Origin of the sequence: Vibrio renipiscarius, from assembly GCF_000827885.1 — a bacterium.
In the GTDB taxonomy this organism is placed as follows: Bacteria; Pseudomonadota; Gammaproteobacteria; order Enterobacterales; family Vibrionaceae; genus Vibrio; species Vibrio renipiscarius.
Map to the genome: position 1 here is coordinate 254,934 of NZ_JTKH01000023.1, position 22,107 is coordinate 277,040.

Below are 22,107 nucleotides of genomic sequence, written 5' to 3' on the forward strand. Positions count from 1 at the left end.
CACCGCTAAAAAGTCTATTAATGAGCGATATTGAACAAGCGATGTCATGAGATTTAAAAGCAATAGCCAAAGACTCGCCACTGAAATAGAACGGGGATCCATATGGTATGGATCCCATCGAGAGCCGACTTATCGTATTGAGCGGGTAAACGAACATCACCGAAAGCTAAATGGCCAACCTGCACCTTTCGCCTTTTGATTGGCGATGACGTTGGTGATTTGGACTAGGATTTTTTCGACAAATCTAAAGCAAAACTGCTGGCACCTAATCGGTTTAAGCTAACCACGCAATGTTGGTCGATATAGAGATCGGTCGTGGTGAAATTTTTCATGCATTTCTCGCCCAAGCGAACGCCTGCCGGAATGTGTTTCACCAACTCCCCACTACGATAGCGTGATTCAATGCCGGCGGGCAGTAAACTGATGGTCCCTTCCGCGACATCCGCCACACCAAACAATGCGCGTATCGGCGTCGCACAGTCTGCACAGTTGATCCCTTTTTCAAGAAGTTCAGCGAGATCTTTAAGGTTTGCGTTGAACGACTTTAAATTGCGCAAGTAATCATGGAAAAGCGCTCTCACCAATAATGTGGTTGCCGCGCCATGCCCATACACGTTATCAGAATCGACAAGATAAAAGATAAACTGCCCTTTCATTAACCACGCGTAGTCAAACACCAGCGGCATAACATCGGTTGATTGTAAAAGTCGGTAACTGCATTTCCAGTCGCCTTGCGCGGTCTCTTTTTCAGGCAATAGAGCATGCAACAAATCTTTCGCCGAACTTGGGTTATTCTCAAGATAATCAAGATGCCAATGCAACTCTTGTTCATCCGGCATATCACCGCTGTCCACGCGAAACCATTGACTTGCAAAATCACGATTATCGCCAATATGGCTGTCTGAATCTTCTAATGTATTTTCAATGGCGTCGGTTAAGTTGGTTGGGTCACTGATCGGTTTCGGTAAAAAATCTTTGATACCGAAACGTAGGGCTCTCGCAACGTCTGACATTTCTTCGGTTGCAGACACAACAATAACAGGCAATGATGGGTATTCTAAACTGACCTCTTCAACAAACTCGATACCGTTTAGCACAGGCATCGCGAGGTCACACAAAACGAGATCAGGCTCAAACTCACGTAAATGCTTTAGGCCAGCCAGTCCATCTTCCGCTTCGAGCACTTCATATCCTTGTGCCACTAAAATCGATGCGGTGATACGACGAAAAATTGGGTCATCATCCACCAGCATCACCCGTTTTTTCTTCGCTAGGGCATGACCTGATGGTAAAACCTTAGCCTCTGATACTTTATGCATGGAAATGCCTCACACAAGTTCTTAAAATTAAGAAATATGACTTATTATTATATTTATAAGTAAAATAGGTAACTCTTACAAAAATAGTCGCGAACCGCTATTTATACAAATATGCGTAACTCTCGCTTTGCTGCACACAAGATGTATGAAATGATAAAGATCGTGATACTTGTTGATATGTCTCAATCTTTAACTGTGATGATCAATATAAATTAACTCTATTCGTAAAAAAATGTGTCCTGCTGATGAAATTAGATGATCTAAACCTGTTCCGACTGGTTGTCGAAAATGGGAGCTACACCGCAACATCACGTAAAACTATGATTCCTGTTGCAACCATTACGCGACGCATTCAAGCTTTAGAGGATGCATTAAACTTAAGGCTCCTCAATCGCCATGCGCGTAAGCTGTCGCTTACAGAGGCGGGTGAACGCTTTTATAACGAATGCTCGCCTTTATTGCAGCGTTTATCCTTTGTTACTGAAGAAATTTCAGACGAATGTCGCGGTGCGGCAGGAAAAATTAGAATTTCATCGCCATCCAACTTAACTAAACGCATGATGATGCCGATGTTCAATGCATTTATGCAAAAATATCCTGACATTAGCATCGAATTGAATACCAGTAATCATGCCGATAAACTTGACCCTACCGAATGGGATGTCATTTTCCGTGTCGGTCCACAACGTGATTCAAGTTTAATCGCGCGTAAAATCAGTTCGGTCAAAGATATTTTAGTCGCAAGTCCGGATTATTTTCGTACTCATCCCGTCCCTACTCACGCTGAAGAACTTCATAACCATTTATTGTTAAAAGGTGATCCACTTAAAAAATGGCAACTTATCAATGAAAGTGGCGAAGTGATCATCAATAATGATAATGGCCGCTTCCAAGCAAATGCGTTAAATGTGGTGCGTAGTGCCTGTTCTGAAGGACTAGGTATTACATTGATGCCAGACGTTATGATTCGCGAATTTATCGAAGATGGGAGCTTAGTGCAGGTATTGAAAGATTGGAGTGCGAACCCGCGCGATATCTACATGCTGTATAACCATAAAGACCATCTGCCTGAAAAAGTCCGTCTGTTTATCGATTTTGTGATTGCTTACAACATTCACTAAGTCCCGATTTACGTTGATACTTGAAATCGACTCTATGAAAAGAGCTTGGCACTGCCAGGCTCTTTTTGAACAACCATGATCATCTTCAACACAGCAAACGCGATCGCCTATACTCGCGTATCTAGATCATTATAAAAATTCGACAAATTTAGTGAGCTCACGCTCTGGGACTTTCATCGGCGTACAACCTGGCGTTCCTAGATAGAGGAAACCGACGATTTGATCCTCTGCTTGTAAGTGAAACGCATCCCGTACACTCTCATGGAACATCCATTTCCCTGAACGCCAAAAACCTTGGAAATCTTGAGCGATTGCCGCCATTTGCATGGCATGCGCCGCGCATCCTGCTGATAAATATTGTTCAAAGGCAGGGACTTTTTCATGCGGGGTTACTCGGGCGATTACCGTAATCACCATAGGGGCACGAAACGGAGCTTGGCTCACTTTATCGATGATGGCTTGGTCACTATTCTCCGCTTCTGCGGCCGTCACCAAAATGTTCGCCAATTTTCTTAAGCCCTCACCCTGAGCAATCACAAAACGCCAAGGCGTTAAGCCACCATGGTCAGGGGCACGTAAACCCGCTCGAATAATATTCTCTAACGCTTTCCCTTCTGGCGCAGGGGCTGAAAGTCGCGCAATCGAGCGCCGATTGAGTAATAAATCTAAGGCATCCATAACAATCCTTATTGGGTTCCATATCCTTTCATCATAACGGCCTTCTTCTGTATTTCACAATTTCTTAAGCAAAATAAAACCCAATAAACGGCAGCTAAACACTGATATTTATTGGGTTTATATCAAGACCGTGATTTGGCATTCTTTACATCGAATATTTGAATCGACGAATAGAATTCAAACGTTCAATAGAAAGACTGATTTAAACTTGCTCGAGTCAATAAACCATCGCAAGGCGCGAATCGATCGCCATATTTTTCAGCATGTTCATTCATCAATTCAACCAATTTGACGATGCCAATCTGATCCATATAGCGGAACGGCCCCCCTAAAAATGGCGGGAAACCAATGCCGAAAATCGCCCCAATGTCACCGTCTCTTGGTGATCGAATGATCCCCTCATCTAAGCAGCGCGCCGCCTCATTAAGCATTGGCAACAGACAACGCATCGCCATCTCTTTACTGGCCATCTTCGATTCAGGCGTAAGATTGAGGAGTTTATAGACACTCTTATCCACCTGCTTCTCTTTGCCTTTGTAGGTATAAAAGCCTTTGCCCTTTTTACGCCCCTTACGGCCATCCTTGAGTAACGTATCAAACACCTCTGGACCTTGGAAGCGAGGGCCAAGCTCATTCACCAGTATCGGCATGATCTTCGCGCCAATATCGACGCCCACCTCATCCAGTAAGGTGATAGGACCAACAGGGAAGCCAGCATCAAGGAGTGCACCGTCAAGTTGCTCAATCGGTTCTCCCGTTAACAAGATGTGCGCCGCCTCGTTCATATAAGGCGCCAATATCCGGTTAACATAAAAACCGGCCCGATCTTTCACTACAATGGGCGTTTTACCTTGTTTGCGAGCAAGCTCCACCACCGTGGAAATCGTTTGTTCGGAGGTGGTTTGATGTGGAATCACTTCCACCAGCGGCATTTTTTCTACCGGACTAAAGTAATGCAGACCAATCACATTTTCAGGGCGTGCGGCGTGTTGCGCAATTTGATGGATGGGAAGCGATGACGTGTTCGTCGCAAAGATGGTGTCGTGTTTAGCATTTTGTTCAATGTCCGCCACCATTTGCTGCTTAAGTGCCAAATCTTCAAACACCGCTTCAATCACGACATCAGTATGCTCAAAACCAATAAAGTCAGTCCCTCCGGAGAGTTGCTGCATGCGACTTTGTAACTGCGCTTTGCTTAAGATTCGGCGTTGACGTTGCTTTTCAAACAACTTGAAGTTGTAGTTGAGCGCATTCAATACGCCATCATTACTCACATCCTTGATACGAACCGGCCGTTTGGCTTTTGCCACGGTTACATGGCTAATACCAGCCCCCATTAAGCCACCACCAAGCACGGCGACACGCTTGACGCTGGTCGGTACGGCATCACCACCGTGTTCTTTCTTCATCTCGGTCGTGGCAAAAAAGATCGAACGTAACGCTTTAGATTCATCACTCATGACTAATTTGCCAAAGCGCTCCGCTTCATAAGCCAGACCTTTATCAAAGCCGTGCTCTAAACCGTAACGAATTACGTCTAAAATCGCTTCCGTTGCCGGGTAGTTACCCCGTGTTTTCTGTGCAGTCTTCTTCGCCGCTTGTTCAAAAATCACTTTGCGGCCAAAACCGGTTTGCGCCATTAGTTTTTCTTTCGCGCCGACCTTATGTTTTGCCTTTCCCTTGCCTTCGACAAATTGTTTGGCGACATCAAGCAAAATGGTCGGGGCCACACACGCATCGACCACACCCAATTTTTGCGCTTTTTTCGCCCGTAATTGCTTACCCGTTAATATCAAATCGAGCGACGGAAGGAGACCAATAAGTCTCGGTAGACGTTGCGTGCCCCCCGACCCCGGTAACAAACCCAATTGCACCTCAGGTAGACCCAAGCGAGTTTTATCGTCATCACTACACACACGATAATCGCAAGCAAGCGCCAGTTCTAAGCCGCCGCCCAAACACGGGCCATGAATTGCCGCGACAACGGGAAAGGTTAACTTAGAGAGTTTTTCAAACATCTCTTGCCCCTTCGTTGCCAAGGCTTGAGCTTCTTGTTCAGTTTGGCACGCATCAAGCATGCGTACATCCGCGCCCGCGACAAAATTATCGGGTTTACCCGAGTGAATAATTAGCCCTTTCAACGCGGTTTTGTGTTGGTCAAGTTCAGTAAAGACTTGCTCCATTTCTTCGGCGAACGCCGCTTGGAGTGTATTCATTTTTTCATTCGGAACATCGATACACAGCCACGCAACGTTCTGCTCATCAATGGTGAGATTAAAGGCTTTAAGATCGGTCATTATTCAACCTCCAGTATCATAGCTGCGCCTAAACCGCCCGCTGCACAAGCAGTGTTCAATGCTAAACCGCCACCGCGTCGTTTCAGTTCGCGTAACGTTTGCGTCATCATGCGAGCTCCGGTCGCTGCAAACGGGTGGCCATAGGCGATAGAGCCGCCTAATACGTTAAATTTATCCATGTCGATTTCGCCAATCGCCTTACTGCGCCCCAATTTTTCTTGGGCAAACTTATCGCTCGCAAACATCTTCACGTTAGAGAGCGCTTGCGCAGCGAATGCTTCATGCATGTCGATTAGAGTTAAATCACTCAAAGAAATGCCTGCGCGATCGAGCGCGATCGGTGTCGCGTACGATGGCCCCATTAACATATCTTGCTCGACCCCAATAGCCGAAAACGCATAAGAGCGAATGTAGCCTAAAATCTCTAATCCCAACTCTTTCGCCTTACCTTCACGCATCAACATAACGGCAGCGGCACCATCAGTTAACGGAGTGCTGTTGGCGGCAGTCACACTGCCATACTGGCGGTCAAAGGCTGGTCTCAATTTTGAGTAACTCTCAAGCGTCGAGTCGTGGCGAATATTATTGTCTTCCGCCAACCATTGTTTATAGGGCGCCGGAAATGCTGTCATCACTTCACCTGCGATTTTGCCCTCTTTCCACGCTTGAGACGCAAGGGTATGGGAACGATGCGCGAGTGCATCTTGTTCTTCACGGCTAATGCCGTGGCTCTTGGCCATTTGTTCTGCGGTTTGGCCCATGGACAACCCAGTAGAATACTCGGCAACCGCAGGCGGAACCGGCATGAGATCTTTCATTGAAAAAGATTTAAGGATAGTGAGCTTTTGCGCCACTGTTTTGGTTTTACTGAGCGCGAGTAAATTAGCCGCCAATTTTTTAGAGACGCCAATTGGCAACACGGAAGAAGAATCGGCGCCACCTGCGATACCCACGTCAATAGTGCCGGCCATAATGCTTTCTGCAACATTGACGGCGGCTTGAAAACTGGTCGCACACGCGCGAGTTACGCTGTAAGCATCGGTATGTACATGCATCCCCGTCCCCAACACAATTTCACGTGCAATATTGGGCGCTTCTGGCATTTGAACAACTTGGCCAAACACCACTTGTTCTATTAATTTGGCATCAATATCGGTTCGAGCAAGCATCTCGCTCACCACCATTTTGCCTAAATCAATGGCTGGGACTTGGCTAAACTCAGTACTTTGACGCGCAAATGGCGTACGAAGCCCGGCAACAATCGCGATTCGCTCGCCATTGCGAGTAGTTAATTCCTGCTTACCCATTGTTTCTCCTTACAATAAGTGCAACCAAAAGACGTTTCCTAGCGACGAATGACTTTGGCCAATTTAGAGGTCTGACCAGAATTATTGTAATCAAGTTGTTAAAACAATCAAACGCATGTTTAAATAAACGTGATTTCAAACTAGGAGAATAGCTAACTAAATGAAAATAAAGCGTTGTCGGAGAGTAAATTTTAGCTATATTTAGGACAATTGATCTGTGACGTGAGTAAATTTAGGCAAAAAAAAACCACACAAAGCTGTGTGGTCGGAATGTATAAAGCAATTAACTTACGCCAATTGAAATAATCAGTTTCCTGATTAGGAGAAAGTAAAGTCAGCCTTCAAAAGGAAGTGTCATCTTGCTCAACTCGTTAGTGAAACACTAACTAGATGACAATATGTACTATAACCGCTGAATCACTACAGTTTTTGAATTAGATCAATTTTTCATGCGATTTCTCGTTAAACCGACAACAATTTACTATCAAAACCCCTCGTTCTATGCATTTTTTGGCTAAGCGATGCTGGTTGAAAATCTCTTGGGTATCACTTCAACACCGTTTCGGAGGCTCTTTTGGCAATTTTAGACATTTTTGGGAAGAAAAAGTCAAAACGTCCGGTCGACTCTATTATGGACAGACAAAGAAAATATGAAGCTCTTGTGCGAGCCTATCACCGCGACTTGTATCGCTACGGCTATTGGTTGTGTAAAGATCCAACCATCGCCGAAGATTTGGTACAGGAAACGTGCTTGCGCGCATGGAAGTCACTCGACAGCCTACAAGACGAAAAAGCGGCGAAATCATGGCTTATTACTATCTTGCGCCGAGAAAATGCACGACGCTTTGAACGTAAGCAGTTTGATTTAGTCGACATCGACGATCACAGCAATGAAGCCAAAGTGAGTGATGATGCACACCATCAAACGGAGTGGATCCACGCTCAAATCATGAAGCTTGAAGTTGATTATCGCGAGCCGCTCTTTTTGCAAGTGGTGGGGGGCTTTAGTGGCGATGAAATTGGTCAAATACTAGAGCTAAATAAAAATACCGTGATGACCCGTCTATTTAGAGCACGCAATCAACTCAAAGAGATGATGGAGTCAGCAGAGAATCAACGAGGAGCGCACAATGGATGAATTAGAATTCCGCCGTCGAATAATGTCCGATCCTAAGCATAGGAATAGTGACATCGTCGATGCGATGCGAGCCAATGAAAGCCACAGTAAATTTGTTGATGACATCAATGAACTTGACGCACACATTGCGAAAGCAATGAATGTGGACGTGCCTGACGATCTTGCTGACCGTATCTTGTTTAGTCAGCAGAATTCGCGCGAACATGACAACGTGATTAAACCAAACTTTGTTCGACGCAGTATGGCCATGGCGGCATCCGTCGCGTTCGCGGTTGGGTTGTTGGTGGGGCAAGTAAATTGGGGCAATGTCTTCGTGACTCCCGCTCAAGCAAGTTTGGCCGATACCGCTATTGAACACGTCATTGCAGAAAAGCCGTTTGTCACTCATTTGGATGAACAAGTCAGTTCAACGCAGATCAACGCTAAGATGCAGCCTTTCCACCAACAATTAGACAAGTCGTTTCCTTACCACGTCTATTATCTCAATCACTGTGGATTTGGTGACGCGAACGCGCTGCATATGGTGTTTGCGGGGGAGCACGGTAAAGTCACTCTATTTCTTACCGGCATTTCAAGCACTAGCGTGCAAGATTTTGTCAAAGAAGGAATGGCAGGCATCGTCGAGCCCGTCGGGAACAGCAGCTTGATTATTGTCGGTGAGAAAAATGAAGATGTGGCCACTCTCGCCAAAAGTATCCTTAACATAATCAAACCGATGCCAATTTAACCAACAATTAGCGAACAAACCGATAAAAAGCCTGAACCTCGATTCAGGCTTTTTTATGAATAACATTTGGTAAAAAAACCGACAAAAATAGAGTACAAACTCTAAAATGACGACTTTAGCAGCATTTTCCCGCCCGTTACCCATCATTTCCATAATTTTATCGTCAAATTAGCCAATGGTCGGATTTCTATATTCTATACTTCAGAATAAAATCAGCCCCACTGAGCATTTGCTCAAAAAACAGCGCCCGTATAAGAGGCGACTAAAAAGGAAAAGCACAATGAACAACTCGCGTCTGTTTAAAAAGACACTGTTAGCAGTGACAATCGCAACAACTACCCTCGCCTCTCAGCAAGCTTTAGCTGCTGGTTTCCAACTTAACGCACAATCTGCAACTGGTATCGGCCGTGCATTTGCGGGTGACGCAGTAATCGCTGATAACGCATCCGTAATGGCACGTAACCCTGCAGCCATGGCGCTGTTTGATAAAACAGAACTTTCGCTAGGTTTTGAAAGCATTACGACGATGATCGAAGTTAAAGATGCTGAATATTGTGGACCTGGCTGCCAAATGGGTATGAAACCGACTTCTGTTGATGATATCGATGATGTTGGTGGCACTTCAATTGCTCCGAATATTCACCTTATCGTCCCTGTAAATGATAAGTTTGCCTGGGGTGTGAATGCCTACTCAAACTTTGGTACCAAAACCGAATTCTCTGATGACTACGCTGCTACAGAATACGGCGGCCTAACCGATGTGAAAAGCTTCAACTTTGGTCTAGCCGGCTCATACCGTCTAAACCAACAATGGAGCTTTGGTGCCGGTCTAGATCTTATCTATGGCCAAGGTACAATGAAGCGTGAACCAAGCAAAAGCGTTGGTGGCGTTCTAGGTGCGCTAGGCGTCCCAGCAGGAACTCCTCTTCTCGATGTAGATAAAGCTGACGGTTGGGCTGTTGGCTTCAACGTTGGTACAGTTTACGAACTGGATGAAAATAACCGTTTTGGTCTGTCATACCGCTACAGCCCTGAATTTGAAGCTGAAGATGACAAAGGTCAAAAGATTGTTCTACCTTTACCAGACATCGCGGAGTTCTCTGGTTACCACAAAATCCAAGACACAAAATTTGCAGTGCATTACTCAGTCCAATACATTGGTTGGGGATCATTTGATAAAATTGAGTTCCAGAACCTGCAAGGCTCTGTTCTATCAGGCTCATACGACAAACAGTATGAATGGCAAGATGGTTGGCACTACGCGATTGGTGGTACTTACTACCTAAACAACGATTGGACACTACGCGCCGGTTACATGTATGACACCAGCGCGCAAGATAGCCTAACCTCAATTTCAGTACCAGACTCCGATCGTCAGTGGTTCTCTACTGGTTTCACTTATCACATTGATAGCGCATCTAACATCGACTTTGGTTTTACCTACCTAATGGGTGATGATGTCGACGTGAATGAAGAAACAGAAGTTCGTGGTATCAAAGCCTCCTCGGTCACCGCAACCACTAAAGCTGATGCAATCCTAGTCGGTCTACAATACAGCCGTAGCTTCTAATCGCTGACGCTATACAGACTATTTGAAGGGCTGGTTATCCAGCCCTTTTTGCTGTCCAAAGTACATGCCACTGTGACACTCCCCTTAATAGAAACACTATCTCTTCCACTTTCAGCGTACACTCACACTCGAATTTTAAGCGCACATGCGTACGACTAAACATAAATTTAACGAAACATACGTACGCTGAATATCAAAGTGGTCTAACCACTTTGCCAGTTTTTATCACTATATAAATGCCATTTAATAAAATTTAACTCTTAATTACCCCATTATGGCGCTTTCCATTTTTAAAGCAAAAGCTCTAAACTTAACATCTTGTTACGAACTCCCTTCATATTCAGCGAACATAACAATGAAAACAAATAAGTCTCTTCTATCACTTGCCGTAGCATGTGGCCTAATGTCAGTGGCAACTACCGCAAATGCAGCAGGTTTCCAGCTAGCAGAATACTCAGCGACGGGTCTTGGCCGTGCATACGCAGGTGAAGCAGCAATGGCTGACAACGCAAGCTCACAATGGCGTAACCCTGCACTACTAATGCAGCTAGAAGGCACTCAAGTTTCTGTTGGCGCTATTTATGTAAATCCAAACCTTGATGTGAATGGAGAAGTAACCCACAAAACTAAAAGTATCGAAGCGGGCTCAGAAGACTTTGCGAATGATGCGGTGATTCCAAACTTCTATTTATCACACCGTTACAATGAGCAATTCGCAATTGGTCTAGCTCTTGGAACAAACTATGGTATGGAAACAAACCTAGGTAGTGATTTCGACGCCTCGCACTTCGGCAACGAAGCTATGATTAAGTCGATGGAAGCAAATTTGAACCTTGCTTATAAACTAAATGAACAATTTAGTTTTGGTGGCGGTTTACGCCTAGTTCATGGTGAGGGGCATTTTGGTGCGGTAGCGCCTGAGCATGGTGGAATTAAAATCCCTGTTATTAACCATGAAATCGTCGCCCCTCATGATACATTAAAGTACATGGAAGGTGATGATTACTCATGGGGTTGGCAAGTTGGTACAGTTTGGCAACTAAACGATGCAAACCGCATAGGTTTTACTTATAAGTCTAAAGTTGAACTTGAGCTGGAGGGCCACGCTGAAGGCGCAGCCTTCGTTCTTGGGGATCGTGACTTTAAAGACACTGGCTCAATGATGATCGAGCTACCTGCAACTGCAGAAATCGCATCCTACCACCAGTTAACAAATAGCTTCGCAATGCACGCGAGCATCAACTGGACAGATTGGAGCAGCTTCGAGAGACTAACTGCAAATTTAGACAACAATCCTAGCTCAACCGTTAAAGATGAGCATTGGGAAGATAATTACCGTTTCGCACTTGGCGCAACTTACCAGGTAGATCCGAAACTAACATTACGCACTGGTGTTGCTTACGACACTTCAGCTGTAAGTGACAAGAACCGCACTATCACAATCCCTGAAACTGACCGTACTTGGTTAAGTCTTGGTGCTAGCTACGTTGCGACAAAACAATTAACTCTTGATGCTGGCTTTACTTATATCATGGCTAAAGATGCCGACATCAAAGAATCTCGTGGCTATGAGGCAGATGATAAAGCACAACTAGTTGGCGGCGAGTTCGTAGGTCAAACAACTGGCCATGTATGGCTAGTTGGTATTCAAGCGAACTACACGTTCTAATTTGCCGTAAACGCTTTAGATAGTGAAAAAGAAAGGCTTGGGATTCCCCAAGCCTTTTTTAGTTTCTCATCAATAACGATAATATCGCCTATCAAATAAGATCAAAGATCATCGAGGTATTCATCAAGATACGCTTCTTCGTCATGATCGATTTCTTCTTCTTGCGTTTCAATTTCTGCTTTGAAGTCTTGGTACTGAATGTACACTTCTCGGGTTAACGCGTATGGATCTGGCGAGTTTTCTAGCATCGACTCTTGCGTCACCAAGGCTGCGCGACTTTCCATTCCTTCAAACGCCCACTTTCCAAGCCCTGCCCAGAAGTTAAGTAATGATAGCGGTAAGTACGCACTGTCCGCAAAGCTCGCCGTTTCACGCACGGTCCATGGTCCATAGCCTGGCACCATCACATATGGGCCATTCCCTACGCCCCAGTGGCCTATCGCATCACTCAATGCTTTTTCGTTGTGATCCGTAATGCCTGCATCAGAGGCAATATCAATTAAACCCAATAAACCAAACGTACTGTTGATCCAAAAACGATTGAAGTGATCTAAGGCTTTGCCGCCATTCCCCATCAGTAAGTTGTTGACCATACTGGATGGCTCATCAAGGTTACTTAAGAAGTTAGACACGCCAATACGCACCGGACGTGGTGTGTAGTTGACATAGGTTAGAGAAACCGGACGGACGATATACGGGTCAAGATAATCATAGTTGATTGCCCACATCGAGCGGTTGAACCCTTCAAATGGGTCACTGACTTGTGAGTTATTCTCACTCTCTTCAGGGGCACTGGCACAGCCAGCAAGCATGACGACGGAGAGTAACGAGGCCCATACCTTGGGCTTGAGGCTCTGCATTGTTATTTTATCCATAAAAAAGGCCGGTAGATTACCGGCCTAAGTTTACTCATTATTATTGCTTATTGGTACTGCCCATCAACAATAACTGATACTGATTGTCCCATTTTCGCAGGCTTGCTCTCACCAAACCAGTCACCCTGCTTGGTCGCAACATTACCATCGTTATCGATTCTTACTCGTACGATAAAATCGTCAAGTTGCGACATTTTTTGTCCCTGCATCATACTGTTACTGTCATCCAGCACAACCGTACGTGGGAATGTCCCTAAAGGATAACGCGCAGCCGCAACAGGCACTGGCGAACCATCGGCATTATGCACTGACACAATCAGCGCAGCGCCAGGTTGTGCCGTGATGCCTTGTCCTAATGCTTGCCCTAAATCAATCGTAACGGCAACCGAAGTGCCTACTGTTGAGCTATCTCCGAGTTGCTTTTTGGCATTTTCGATACTGCGCCCAAGCATTTCGTAGCGTTCATCTTCTGGACCAATCATTTGTTGCATGATGCTCCAATAACGAATCGCCGCAGGGAAGTCTTTTCGCTCGTAAGCATCAAACGCGAGTAGAGAGAAAACGCGAACGTCCATGTAGTTCTGTTGGATAAGTTTGCCAAGCAGTGAGCGAGCTTTGTCTTGGTCGATATCGTCTTGCGACAACATCAGTGCTTGCGCGTATCCCAACATAATATCAGGATCATCAGCTTTTAAACGATACGCTTTATCCATTGAACCTATCGCCGTATCCACCGCACGATTAGCCAAAGCGATACGGCCTAGTAGCAACCAGCCCGTCGCATCATCCGGTTGATAATGAAGACGCGTACGAAGTGCTAAAGAGAGATCTTGCATCTCATCTTCACTCAACGCGGCCGCTTCCGGTGACATCAACTTTTTCGACAATGCTGGCAAGTTCTCGTTCACTTGCTGCCATTCCATCATCTCTTCTGCGGCACCAAATTTATAGTACAAGCCATAAGAGAGTACGACGGTAAGTAGCATAGATGGCACGATGACTAACCACGGGTTCATATTGCTTTGTGCCGCGGTTTGATTTTCAGTTGGAATATCATCAAGGAGTGACTGCTTAAGATCAGCAATCAATTCTTGTTGGTTTTCCATCAAGCCTTCTTCGTCTTCCACTTCAAGCTCAGTTAAACGGTCTTTATAGAGCGCTTTATTGAGTTCATCGCGAAGGGCTTCATCGTTGTTCTCTTTGCGCTTAATAAAAGGCCACGCAACAAGAACACCACTCAATGCAATAAGAATAATTGAGGCAACCCAAAATAATGTCATTACTGCTTGTCTCCATCTTTCTCATCATCAAGCAGCGCTTTCAGGCGTTGCTCTTTCTTGTCATCCCATTTGTCACCAGCCGCTTGTGGCTGCTTTGATTGACGACTGCGACGTACAATAAGTCCAAAACCTAGCACGACAACCGCAAGTGGGCCCAGCCACAGAACCGCTGTCGCCAGCGTAAAGGGTGGCTTATAAGTAACAAAGTTACCGTAGCGAGCAATCATGTAGTCGACGATTTCATTTTTCGACTTGCCCTCTTTGGTCATCTCATACACTTTGTGACGTAAATCTTGCGCCAACTCGGCATTAGAATCGGCAATGGTATTGTTCTGACATTTTGGACAACGTAATGTGCTGCCCAACTCTTTGAACTGCTGTTCTTGCTCTAGAGTGTCAAACTCATAGACTTGAATCGTCGCATGCGCAGCCATTGAGAAGGTCACTGCCGCGAATAGTGCGATACACCATTTTTTCATTGTTTCGCCTCCGCCACTAACGCGTCGTACATCGGTTGCAGCGTTTCTTTCCAATTGCGCGGGTTTACATCCCCAACATGGCGATAACGAATTACGCCGTTCGCATCAATTAGGAATGTCTCCGGTGCACCATAGACACCAAGATCAAGACCCAGCATGCCGTTGCCATCGAACAAACCAATCAGGTATGGATTACCGAGATCGTTTAGCCACGTCACGGCTTTATCACGCTGGTCTTTGTAATTTAAACCGATGATCTTAACGCCTTGCCCAGCAAGTTCATTCAGATACTGATGCTCGGCGTAACACGTAGGACACCATGTAGCCCAAACGTTGAGCAGCAATGGCTCACCTTTAAAGATCGTTTGATCGTACAGCTTGCCCGGCTCAGCCAAATCTTCTAAGCGAAATTCAGGGACCGTTTTACCGACCAATACCGATTCCAATTTAGTCGGATCATCCCCTTCAGAGTTGCGCACAAGCTGAGTGGTAAATACCGCGACTAAACCTAAAAATGCAAGAAGCGGGAGAAACATCAATTTTTTATTCATCACTACGCCTCCTGCTTTTTAGACGCCGCTCGGAAGCGGTAGCGTCGGTCACTGATCGCTATGCAGCCGCCTAGCGCCATGAACACTGAGCCCGCCCAAATCCAGTTTACAAACGGTTTGTAGTAAATGCGCACTGCCCAAGACTTGTTATCATCAAGACGATCACCCAGAGCAATGTACAGATCGCGCGTAAAGCTGCGTTCAATCGCGGCTTCTGTCATCATCGAGCGAGCCGTTTTATAGAAACGCTTCTCGGAATGCAGAGTATTCACGTATTTACCGTCGGCAGTAATTTCAAAACTCGCAATGTAACCATCGTAGTTAGGGCCGTCATTGTCACTCACACCTGAGAAGTGGAAGTTGTAACCTTTCAGCTGGAAATTGTCTCCCGGCGCCAAACGAACATCACGTTCGATGCTGTGTGTTTGCACCATCGCGATACCGATAATCGTAACCGCTAAACCAATATGACCCAGCATCATTGCCCAGTGGCTACGTTGCAGTTTACGCACGCCAACCGCGAAGCTATGGCGATGCGTTGCACGTTGATAAAGCTCGAAACCATGCAAAATCACGATCCACATCGCCATCAACCAACCAAGGTAGGTCATAAAGACGAAGTAATCCGAGAAGATCCAGTTAAACAGCCCAGCCAATGCGATTGCCGCGACACCACTGATGGCCATTGGCTTGAACAAACTTGATAGGTTGTCGCGCTTCCAGCGAATAAGTGGACCGATACCCAGCACAAACGAGAATGGGATCATCAACCATGCAAAGAGCATGTCAAAGAACGGCGCACCAATAGACACCGAACCCAAGCCGATTTGCTTGTGAACCAATGGCAATAATGTACCGACTAAGACCACGACCAGCGCCGCCATCAACAACACATTGTTTGCCAACAAAGCGTTTTCGCGTGAAACCAAATCAAAGTTGCCACGGACACGAACACTCGCGCCTTTTACGGCAAACAGCAGTAACGAACCACCGATAACGAATACTAAGAAGCCAAGAATAAACATGCCGCGCGAAGGATCGGACGCAAACGCATGCACCGAAACCAAAATGCCCGAACGCACTAAGAACGTGCCAAGTAAGCTTAATGAGAAAGCCGAAATAGCCAGTAGTACCGTCCACGCTTTGAACGTACCACGCTTTTCAGTCACCGCTAACGAGTGCATTAATGCGGTACCCGCAAGCCATGGCATAAATGAGGCGTTTTCTACTGGATCCCAGAACCACCAACCGCCCCAGCCAAGTTCGTAATAAGCCCACCATGAACCTAGAGAGATACCCAGAGTTAAAAATAACCATGCCGCAGTTGTCCACGGACGCGACCAACGAGCCCAAGCCGTATCAAGACGACCGGTCATTAGCGACGCAATCGCGAAAGAAAACGCGACAGAGAAGCCCACATAGCCCATGTACAACATTGGCGGGTGGATAATCAAACCAGGATCTTGTAGAAGCGGGTTTAAGTCTCGACCATCAACCGGGAAGAACGGCAACGTGCGTAAGAACGGGTTCGATGTCAGGATGATAAACAGCAAGAAGCCAACGCTGATCATCCCCATCACAGCCAGTACACGCGCAACCGACTCTTGTGGCATACCACGACTGAACGAAGCGACAGCCACCGTCCAACCAGCCTGAATTAGCACCCAAAGTAATAGAGACCCTTCGTGCGCCCCCCAAACTGCGGTTAAGCGGTAATACCAAGGTAATTGGGTATTGGAGTTATTTGCTACGTAATTTAACGTAAAATCGTTGGTGTAAAACGCCCACAGTAAAATCGCAAAGGATAACGCGAGCAACAAGAACATCGCCCACGAAAGTGGACGCGCGCTGTTCATCAATAACGGGTTGTTACGTGATGCACCAACCAACGGCAAGATGCTAAGCAACACCGCCATGGCGAGTGATAAAATCAGTGCAAAGTGACCGATCTCTGCAATCATTGGTCGCTTCCTTGTTTTTGTGAATCTGTATATTGTAGCGGCTGATGTGTTTTCTCCATCGCCTCTGCAATTTCCGGTGGCATGTATTCTTCATCATGCTTTGCCAGCACTTCGAACGCTTCTACCGTATTAGCATCAACCAGCACGCCTTGCGCCACAATCCCCTGACCTTCACGGAAAAGATCCGGCAAGATACCGTCATAGACGACCGTGACCATTGGGCCGACATCATGCAAGTCAAAAGAAACGCGCAATGATTCAGAGTCACGTCGAACAGAGCCCACGGCGACCATTCCACCAATGCGAAGACGTTGACCGACCGTCGGTTTAGTACCATCCGGTTTGCCATTGACCAACTCGGTTGGCGTGTAGAAAAGATCCATGTTTTGGCTTAATGCGTAAATCATCAAGCCCACGGTGGAACCTATACCCAGGAATATCGCCAGAACAATAGCGAGCCGCTTTTTGCGTCTTGGGGTCATAACGTGTTCTCCAAATTCTTAGCGGCGTCGATACGAGCTTGGCGCTCAACCTTGGCCTGAACTTCATTAAGTAAAGTGGTGTGACGACGAACACTGCTTATAAGCAGTATAATCATCGACACAAAAGTGATACCAAATGCACTCCATACATATCCGGCATAGCCACCCATGGCCAAGAAATCACTCAAAGAATCAAAATGCATCGTTAGCTACCTTTCTGAGTCGCGCGAGCAGACAGTGCAATCACCCAAGGACGATGACTCTCTTTGCTGATAATTTCATTGCGCAATCTAATTAACGTCAGTGAACCAAAGAAAAAAGCAAAACCAAAAATGTTGAGCAATAAAGGCCACAACATGTCGTTTGAAATCGAAGGCTTATCAAACTTAGTAATGGTCGCGCCTTGGTGCAGGGTATTCCACCATTCCACCGAGAAATGGATAATCGGCAAGTTAATTACGCCCACGATCGCTAAAATACCCGCCGCTTTCGCTGCCGTTTTTTGATCGTCGAATGCGTGATAAAGCGCAATAACACCTAAGTAAAGGAAAAGAAGGATCAACTCTGACGTTAAACGCGCATCCCAAACCCACCAAGCGCCCCACATTGGTTTACCCCAAATCGCGCCGGTTAATAGCGCAATAAAAGTATACAAAGCACCGATAGGAGCCATCGCAAGTGCTGCCATATTGGATAGGCGAACTTGCCAGACAATGCCAATAAAAGCGGCGATCGCCATAGACATATACACCCCCATCGACCAAATTGCCGACGGAACATGGATATAGATAATTCTAAAACTGTCACCTTGTTGGTAATCAGATGGCGCAAACGCAAGCCCCCACCCCGTACCTACCGCAAGGCAGGTTAAAGCTAGGATAGAAAACCATGGCAGTAACTTACCGCACAATCGGTAAGCCGATTCAGGCTTAGCGTATGGATGAAGCCATTTCCACATCGTTATTCTCACTCTTTACTTCAGATTTTACTGGGCCTTTCACGCCGAGCAATTATTGGTTTTGTAATTTATATACTGGTAATTTTTGTCGCTTGATCAAAAACAATTAATTAACACTTACGCGTAAAGCAGCACTGATGGCGAAAGGCGTTAACGTTAACGCCCCCATAAACATTGCACCTAGTACGGCTAACTGCCCGCTGTAGGCCATGCCTAAAGAAGCGGCATCAATCGCCGATGTAGCAAAAATCAACACCGGGATATACAACGGCAGTATCAACAAACTGAGTAACACACCGCCTTTTTGCAGCCCCACCGTTAACGCCACCCCGATTGCACCAATAAAGCTCAATGTGGGTGTCCCTACAAGTAAGGTTAAAACCACCGCAAGCCAGGTGTTAAAATCGAGTGATAATAAGATCGCTAATAACGGACTGATCAAGATCAGAGGCAATCCCGTTAACAACCAGTGAGCGATCACTTTTGAGATCACAACAAGAGGTAAAGGGACAGGCATGAGCATCATTTGCTCTAACGCACCATCTTGAAAATCGTCACGAAGCAAGCGCTCTAAAGACAGTAATGCGGATAATAATGCCGCGACCCACACAATACCGGCGGCAATGCGTGCCAACAAATTAGGCTCTGGCCCAATGCTCAATGGGAACAATGTAATCACTATGATAAAAAACCACAGTGGATTAAACACATCCGCTTGACGTCGAAATGCGATTAACAGCTCACGACGAATGATAGAACTCATACTATTCAACATGTTAACCACCCAATTTTATTTTTCTAAGTTTCGGGTTATCCGCAAACATATCTTGGTGAGTCGTGAGAATGACAATACCGCCCTGCTCCGCGTGTTTTAAGAACAAGGCTTCTAATACTTTGACGCCCTGTTTATCAATCGCTGTTAACGGTTCATCCAACACCCAAAGTTTATGGTCACTTAACCATAAACGGGCGAGTGCAACACGACGCTGCTGACCGGCTGAAAGCTGTGCTACTGGGACATCTTCTCGCCCAGCTAAGCCCACTTTAACCAGTGCATTATAGATGGTCTCTTTATCTGTCGGATGTTTACTGTGAAGCGAAATATAAAATCTAAGATTTTCATAAGCGGTTAATTCACGCTTTACACCCGTTTGATGCCCCAAAAAGAGCAAATCTTGGTGATACTCATCGCGATTTTTTTCAATCGACTCATTATTCCAATAAATTTCGCCGTCATCACGATCGCCTAGTCCGGTGATGATACGCAGTAATGTGGTTTTACCTGTGCCGTTTCGGCCCTCAATTTGAACCAGTTCGCCACTCCCTATCGTAAAAGACAGGGATTCGAACAAAACTCTTTCATCGCGAATCGAGGTTAATTGTTTTACTTCAAGCATGCGCAGTCACTAGGAGAATTGAAGTTTATATCTTACCACAGCCACTTTTTGACAGCATAGAGATAGAGCTTTACGAATCACGAAACTAAGTAAGAAGTTATTAATATTTAATTATATCCAGACTCAACTACCACTAAATGGTTACAAAAATACATATTCTTCTCTCCTGCCTATGCACCAACAATAAAAAAGGATGCGCAACGGCATCCTTATATGAGTGTTTTTATGAGTAGCGTCGCCTTTGCGACGGTTGCTCTGGAAAGCTTTCAAGAGGCGGGATTTTTTCTCGTCCGGCTAGCTTGTTTTGCAATGACATCATCAATTCAGCTTCTGCCTTCGGCAATTCACATTCAACGATCAGTTCATTTAAATCCGCACCGAGTTGAGCCATTTTTGTTGCGCGTGAATACATGCGGCCGTCACCGTCCGCTTGCTCTAACTCTTTAATTCTTTGTTGAAGATGCTGAATGATGTCTTCTTGCTCGCTGACCTTTTGCCCAAGACCAACCACGACCGAACGGACTTCTAAAAGCTGTTTATTGACTTTTTTGATGTCTCTATCAAGTCGGCGCTGTTGCTGCTGCGAGTGTTCAGTGGCGATACGTTGGCTGCGTTTCAAGCCAAACAAACCCAGTAACATCACAACCAGCAAAAATGCAATGACACCAGCGGCAATCGCTGGAGCCTGATTAATGGCTGTCATATTCATTACAAATGCGCCATGTCATCCCATTCGTCATCCGTCAGCAACTTGTTCAGGTCGACCAAAATCAATAACTTACCGTCACGGTTACTCACACCTTGAATGAACTTAGAACTTTCATCCGTACCCACACTTGGCGTGGTATCAATTTCAGAAGAGCGTAGGTAGACAACCTCTGCAACGCTATCAACCAAAATACCAATCACTTGCAGTTCAGATTCAATCACGATAATACGTGTATTGTCGGTAATCTCACCTTCCATCAAACCAAAACGTGAACGTGTATCGATAACCGTCACGACGTTGCCACGAAGGTTAATGATGCCGAGAACATAATCAGGAGCACCAGGAACTGGTGCGATTTCCGTATAGCGAAGCACCTCACGAACTTGCATAACGTTAATGCCGTAAGTTTCTTCTTCTAATTGGAACGTCACCCATTGAAGCACTTCGTCGTTTGACTGATCTCTTCTCACTTCAACTTCGCTAGTATGAGACATACCTTTCCTCTCTAAGCCTTTTATGGCGTACATTTCTAATTGTTTAAAGCTTTTACATCAAGTCCGGCATTTAGCATAGTGGTCAATGCTTCAACATGGATCAATGCGCACATTTTTTCTTTTACCATACCCGCGAGCCATGGCCGCTTTCCAGCCAACTCTCGCCAGCGGACCATCTCTGAGCTGAGGAGTTCAGTCCCCATCAACTGAGTTGAGGCTAACCCCCACGAACTCTTACCGAGCATAACAATATATTGATAGCCGTCTTTATATTCATCGCCAGTCAACTTATTCGCCATCACCCATTTCGCCGTGTCGACAACATCGACTTGAGATTCTCGGCTCGACTGCAAGCCAAGATACCACTCGGGACGACCAATCAAATGGCTCAGTTCGCCGAGTCGATGAATACCACCCAACTCATCCAGTGGAACGGCAAAAGTAATGCCGTTCACTTCAAAGTAGAGCACTTGGAAATCTTTGAGGCGTTGAGTGTTTTGCCACTCTTCACCGATCACTCCGCCCGCTTGAGTTTCTGCGGCAATGGAAACATTTGTTTCAGCAGAAGACGTTTCGTCAGGGATGCCTATGCTCGTCGACGCCGCAATATCCTGCCCATCTTCTTCGGTTTGATGCATCTCTACTGAGTGAACATCTTCAGGATTCACTTGCTCGATGGGTAAAATATCCCACTCTTGAACTTCATCCTCGGTAGACCACATGGCTGACTCTTGAGCAATTTGACGGGTATTCGCCTCCATCAACGCCTCGAGTTGAAACTCTTCGACAGGATTCGACGCCTCTAATTGCTTAAGCAACCTTTCGACATCCTCTAAGTTAGGGACGTCAACCTCATCCATCGCAGGAAGATAGTCAAACGAGGGGGCCACTCGCTGAGTTAAAGGCGTAAAAGAGTCGTCTTGATCGCTATAATCTGGCTCTGGCTCTGGCTCTGGCTCTGGCTCTGGCTCTGGCTCTGGCTCTGGCTCTGGCTCTGGCTCTGGCTCTGGCTCTGGCTCTGGCAAAGCAGCCTCAAGGTTAAGGTCGCTCTCGTCAAGTTCGCGGTTGTTTTCCGCTTCCTCGTGCGCGACCTTA

General features: G+C 45.9%; 22 protein-coding genes. 5 read left to right on the forward strand and 17 right to left on the reverse strand.

Translation table 11 applies throughout. From position 1 onward, the window contains the following. Positions 1–224: 224 nt before the first annotated feature. A complete protein-coding gene (locus OJ16_RS13575; RefSeq protein WP_040991749.1) occupies positions 225–1,319 on the reverse strand; it encodes a response regulator in 1,095 nt (364 codons plus the stop codon). Positions 1,320–1,564: 245 nt separating this feature from the next. On the opposite strand from OJ16_RS13575, the gene OJ16_RS13580 reads away from it, so the two are divergent. Next, positions 1,565–2,440, forward strand: coding sequence for a LysR family transcriptional regulator (locus OJ16_RS13580; RefSeq protein WP_040991751.1), 876 nt, complete (start codon positions 1,565–1,567; stop codon positions 2,438–2,440). Positions 2,441–2,569: 129 nt separating this feature from the next. Here OJ16_RS13580 and OJ16_RS13585 read toward each other — a convergent pair whose 3' ends face one another. The 3 genes from OJ16_RS13585 to fadI all read right to left on the reverse strand — a co-directional run bounded on the left by OJ16_RS13585 (position 2,570) and on the right by fadI (position 6,722). After that, positions 2,570–3,118 (reverse strand): NAD(P)H nitroreductase, encoded by a 549-nt coding sequence (locus OJ16_RS13585; RefSeq protein WP_040991753.1) that lies wholly within the window; start codon positions 3,116–3,118, stop codon positions 2,570–2,572. 185 nt (positions 3,119–3,303) lie between these two features. Beyond that, positions 3,304–5,415, reverse strand: a complete 2,112-nt coding sequence (gene fadJ, locus OJ16_RS13590) for a fatty acid oxidation complex subunit alpha FadJ (RefSeq protein WP_040991754.1) — start codon at positions 5,413–5,415, stop codon at positions 3,304–3,306. Next, on the reverse strand, positions 5,415–6,722 hold the full coding sequence (fadI, locus tag OJ16_RS13595) for an acetyl-CoA C-acyltransferase FadI (protein ID WP_040991756.1): 1,308 nt from the start codon (positions 6,720–6,722) through the stop codon (positions 5,415–5,417). The genes fadJ and fadI overlap by 1 nt, the downstream gene beginning before the upstream one ends. Before the next feature lie 589 nt (positions 6,723–7,311). On the opposite strand from fadI, the gene OJ16_RS13600 reads away from it, so the two are divergent. The 4 genes from OJ16_RS13600 to OJ16_RS13615 all read left to right on the forward strand — a co-directional run bounded on the left by OJ16_RS13600 (position 7,312) and on the right by OJ16_RS13615 (position 11,826). Beyond that, a complete protein-coding gene (locus OJ16_RS13600) occupies positions 7,312–7,860 on the forward strand; it encodes a sigma-70 family RNA polymerase sigma factor (RefSeq protein WP_173425032.1) in 549 nt (182 codons plus the stop codon). Beyond that, a complete protein-coding gene (locus OJ16_RS13605; RefSeq protein ID WP_040991760.1) occupies positions 7,853–8,587 on the forward strand; it encodes a DUF3379 domain-containing protein in 735 nt (244 codons plus the stop codon). Before OJ16_RS13600 ends, OJ16_RS13605 begins: the two co-directional genes overlap by 8 nt. Positions 8,588–8,867: 280 nt before the next feature. Beyond that, positions 8,868–10,157: an outer membrane protein transport protein gene (locus OJ16_RS13610; protein ID WP_040991762.1), complete on the forward strand. Its 1,290-nt coding sequence runs from the start codon at positions 8,868–8,870 to the stop codon at positions 10,155–10,157. A gap of 355 nt (positions 10,158–10,512) precedes the next feature. Beyond that, positions 10,513–11,826 carry an outer membrane protein transport protein gene (locus tag OJ16_RS13615; RefSeq protein WP_040991764.1) on the forward strand — a complete coding sequence of 438 codons (1,314 nt, stop codon included), beginning with the start codon at positions 10,513–10,515 and terminating at the stop codon, positions 11,824–11,826. A 101-nt stretch (positions 11,827–11,927) separates the two neighbouring features. On the opposite strand, the gene OJ16_RS13620 is transcribed toward OJ16_RS13615, so the two are convergent. From OJ16_RS13620 to OJ16_RS13680, 13 genes are all read right to left on the reverse strand, one after another. Beyond that, positions 11,928–12,686 (reverse strand): MlaA family lipoprotein, encoded by a 759-nt coding sequence (locus tag OJ16_RS13620; protein ID WP_040991766.1) that lies wholly within the window; start codon positions 12,684–12,686, stop codon positions 11,928–11,930. 62 nt (positions 12,687–12,748) lie between these two features. Further along, positions 12,749–13,981, reverse strand: a complete 1,233-nt coding sequence (gene ccmI, locus OJ16_RS13625; RefSeq protein WP_040991768.1) for a c-type cytochrome biogenesis protein CcmI — start codon at positions 13,979–13,981, stop codon at positions 12,749–12,751. After that, positions 13,981–14,460, reverse strand: a complete 480-nt coding sequence (locus OJ16_RS13630; protein ID WP_040991770.1) for a cytochrome c-type biogenesis protein — start codon at positions 14,458–14,460, stop codon at positions 13,981–13,983. Before OJ16_RS13630 ends, ccmI begins: the two co-directional genes overlap by 1 nt. After that, positions 14,457–15,011, reverse strand: coding sequence for a DsbE family thiol:disulfide interchange protein (locus OJ16_RS13635; protein WP_040991772.1), 555 nt, complete (start codon positions 15,009–15,011; stop codon positions 14,457–14,459). The genes OJ16_RS13630 and OJ16_RS13635 overlap by 4 nt, the downstream gene beginning before the upstream one ends. Positions 15,012–15,013: 2 nt before the next feature. Continuing rightward, entirely contained in the window at positions 15,014–16,972 is a 1,959-nt protein-coding gene (locus OJ16_RS13640) for a heme lyase CcmF/NrfE family subunit (protein WP_040991774.1), read from the reverse strand. Next, a complete protein-coding gene (ccmE, locus tag OJ16_RS13645; RefSeq protein ID WP_040991776.1) occupies positions 16,969–17,454 on the reverse strand; it encodes a cytochrome c maturation protein CcmE in 486 nt (161 codons plus the stop codon). The genes OJ16_RS13640 and ccmE overlap by 4 nt, the downstream gene beginning before the upstream one ends. Next, positions 17,451–17,657: a heme exporter protein CcmD gene (ccmD, locus tag OJ16_RS13650; protein ID WP_040991778.1), complete on the reverse strand. Its 207-nt coding sequence runs from the start codon at positions 17,655–17,657 to the stop codon at positions 17,451–17,453. Before ccmD ends, ccmE begins: the two co-directional genes overlap by 4 nt. 2 nt (positions 17,658–17,659) lie before the next feature. Then, positions 17,660–18,412 carry a heme ABC transporter permease gene (locus OJ16_RS13655; RefSeq protein WP_040991780.1) on the reverse strand — a complete coding sequence of 251 codons (753 nt, stop codon included), beginning with the start codon at positions 18,410–18,412 and terminating at the stop codon, positions 17,660–17,662. Positions 18,413–18,518: 106 nt separating this feature from the next. Continuing rightward, positions 18,519–19,187 carry a heme exporter protein CcmB gene (gene ccmB / locus OJ16_RS13660; protein WP_040991782.1) on the reverse strand — a complete coding sequence of 223 codons (669 nt, stop codon included), beginning with the start codon at positions 19,185–19,187 and terminating at the stop codon, positions 18,519–18,521. Position 19,188: 1 nt separating this feature from the next. Next, a complete protein-coding gene (gene ccmA / locus OJ16_RS13665) occupies positions 19,189–19,809 on the reverse strand; it encodes a cytochrome c biogenesis heme-transporting ATPase CcmA (protein ID WP_040991784.1) in 621 nt (206 codons plus the stop codon). Between the two features lie 223 nt (positions 19,810–20,032). Beyond that, entirely contained in the window at positions 20,033–20,518 is a 486-nt protein-coding gene (locus OJ16_RS13670; RefSeq protein ID WP_040991786.1) for a DUF2802 domain-containing protein, read from the reverse strand. Further along, on the reverse strand, positions 20,518–21,012 hold the full coding sequence (locus tag OJ16_RS13675; protein ID WP_040991788.1) for a chemotaxis protein CheW: 495 nt from the start codon (positions 21,010–21,012) through the stop codon (positions 20,518–20,520). The genes OJ16_RS13670 and OJ16_RS13675 overlap by 1 nt, the downstream gene beginning before the upstream one ends. Positions 21,013–21,047: 35 nt before the next feature. Then, a partial coding sequence (locus tag OJ16_RS13680; protein ID WP_040991790.1) for a chemotaxis protein CheW occupies positions 21,048–22,107 on the reverse strand: 1,060 nt, incomplete at its 5' end.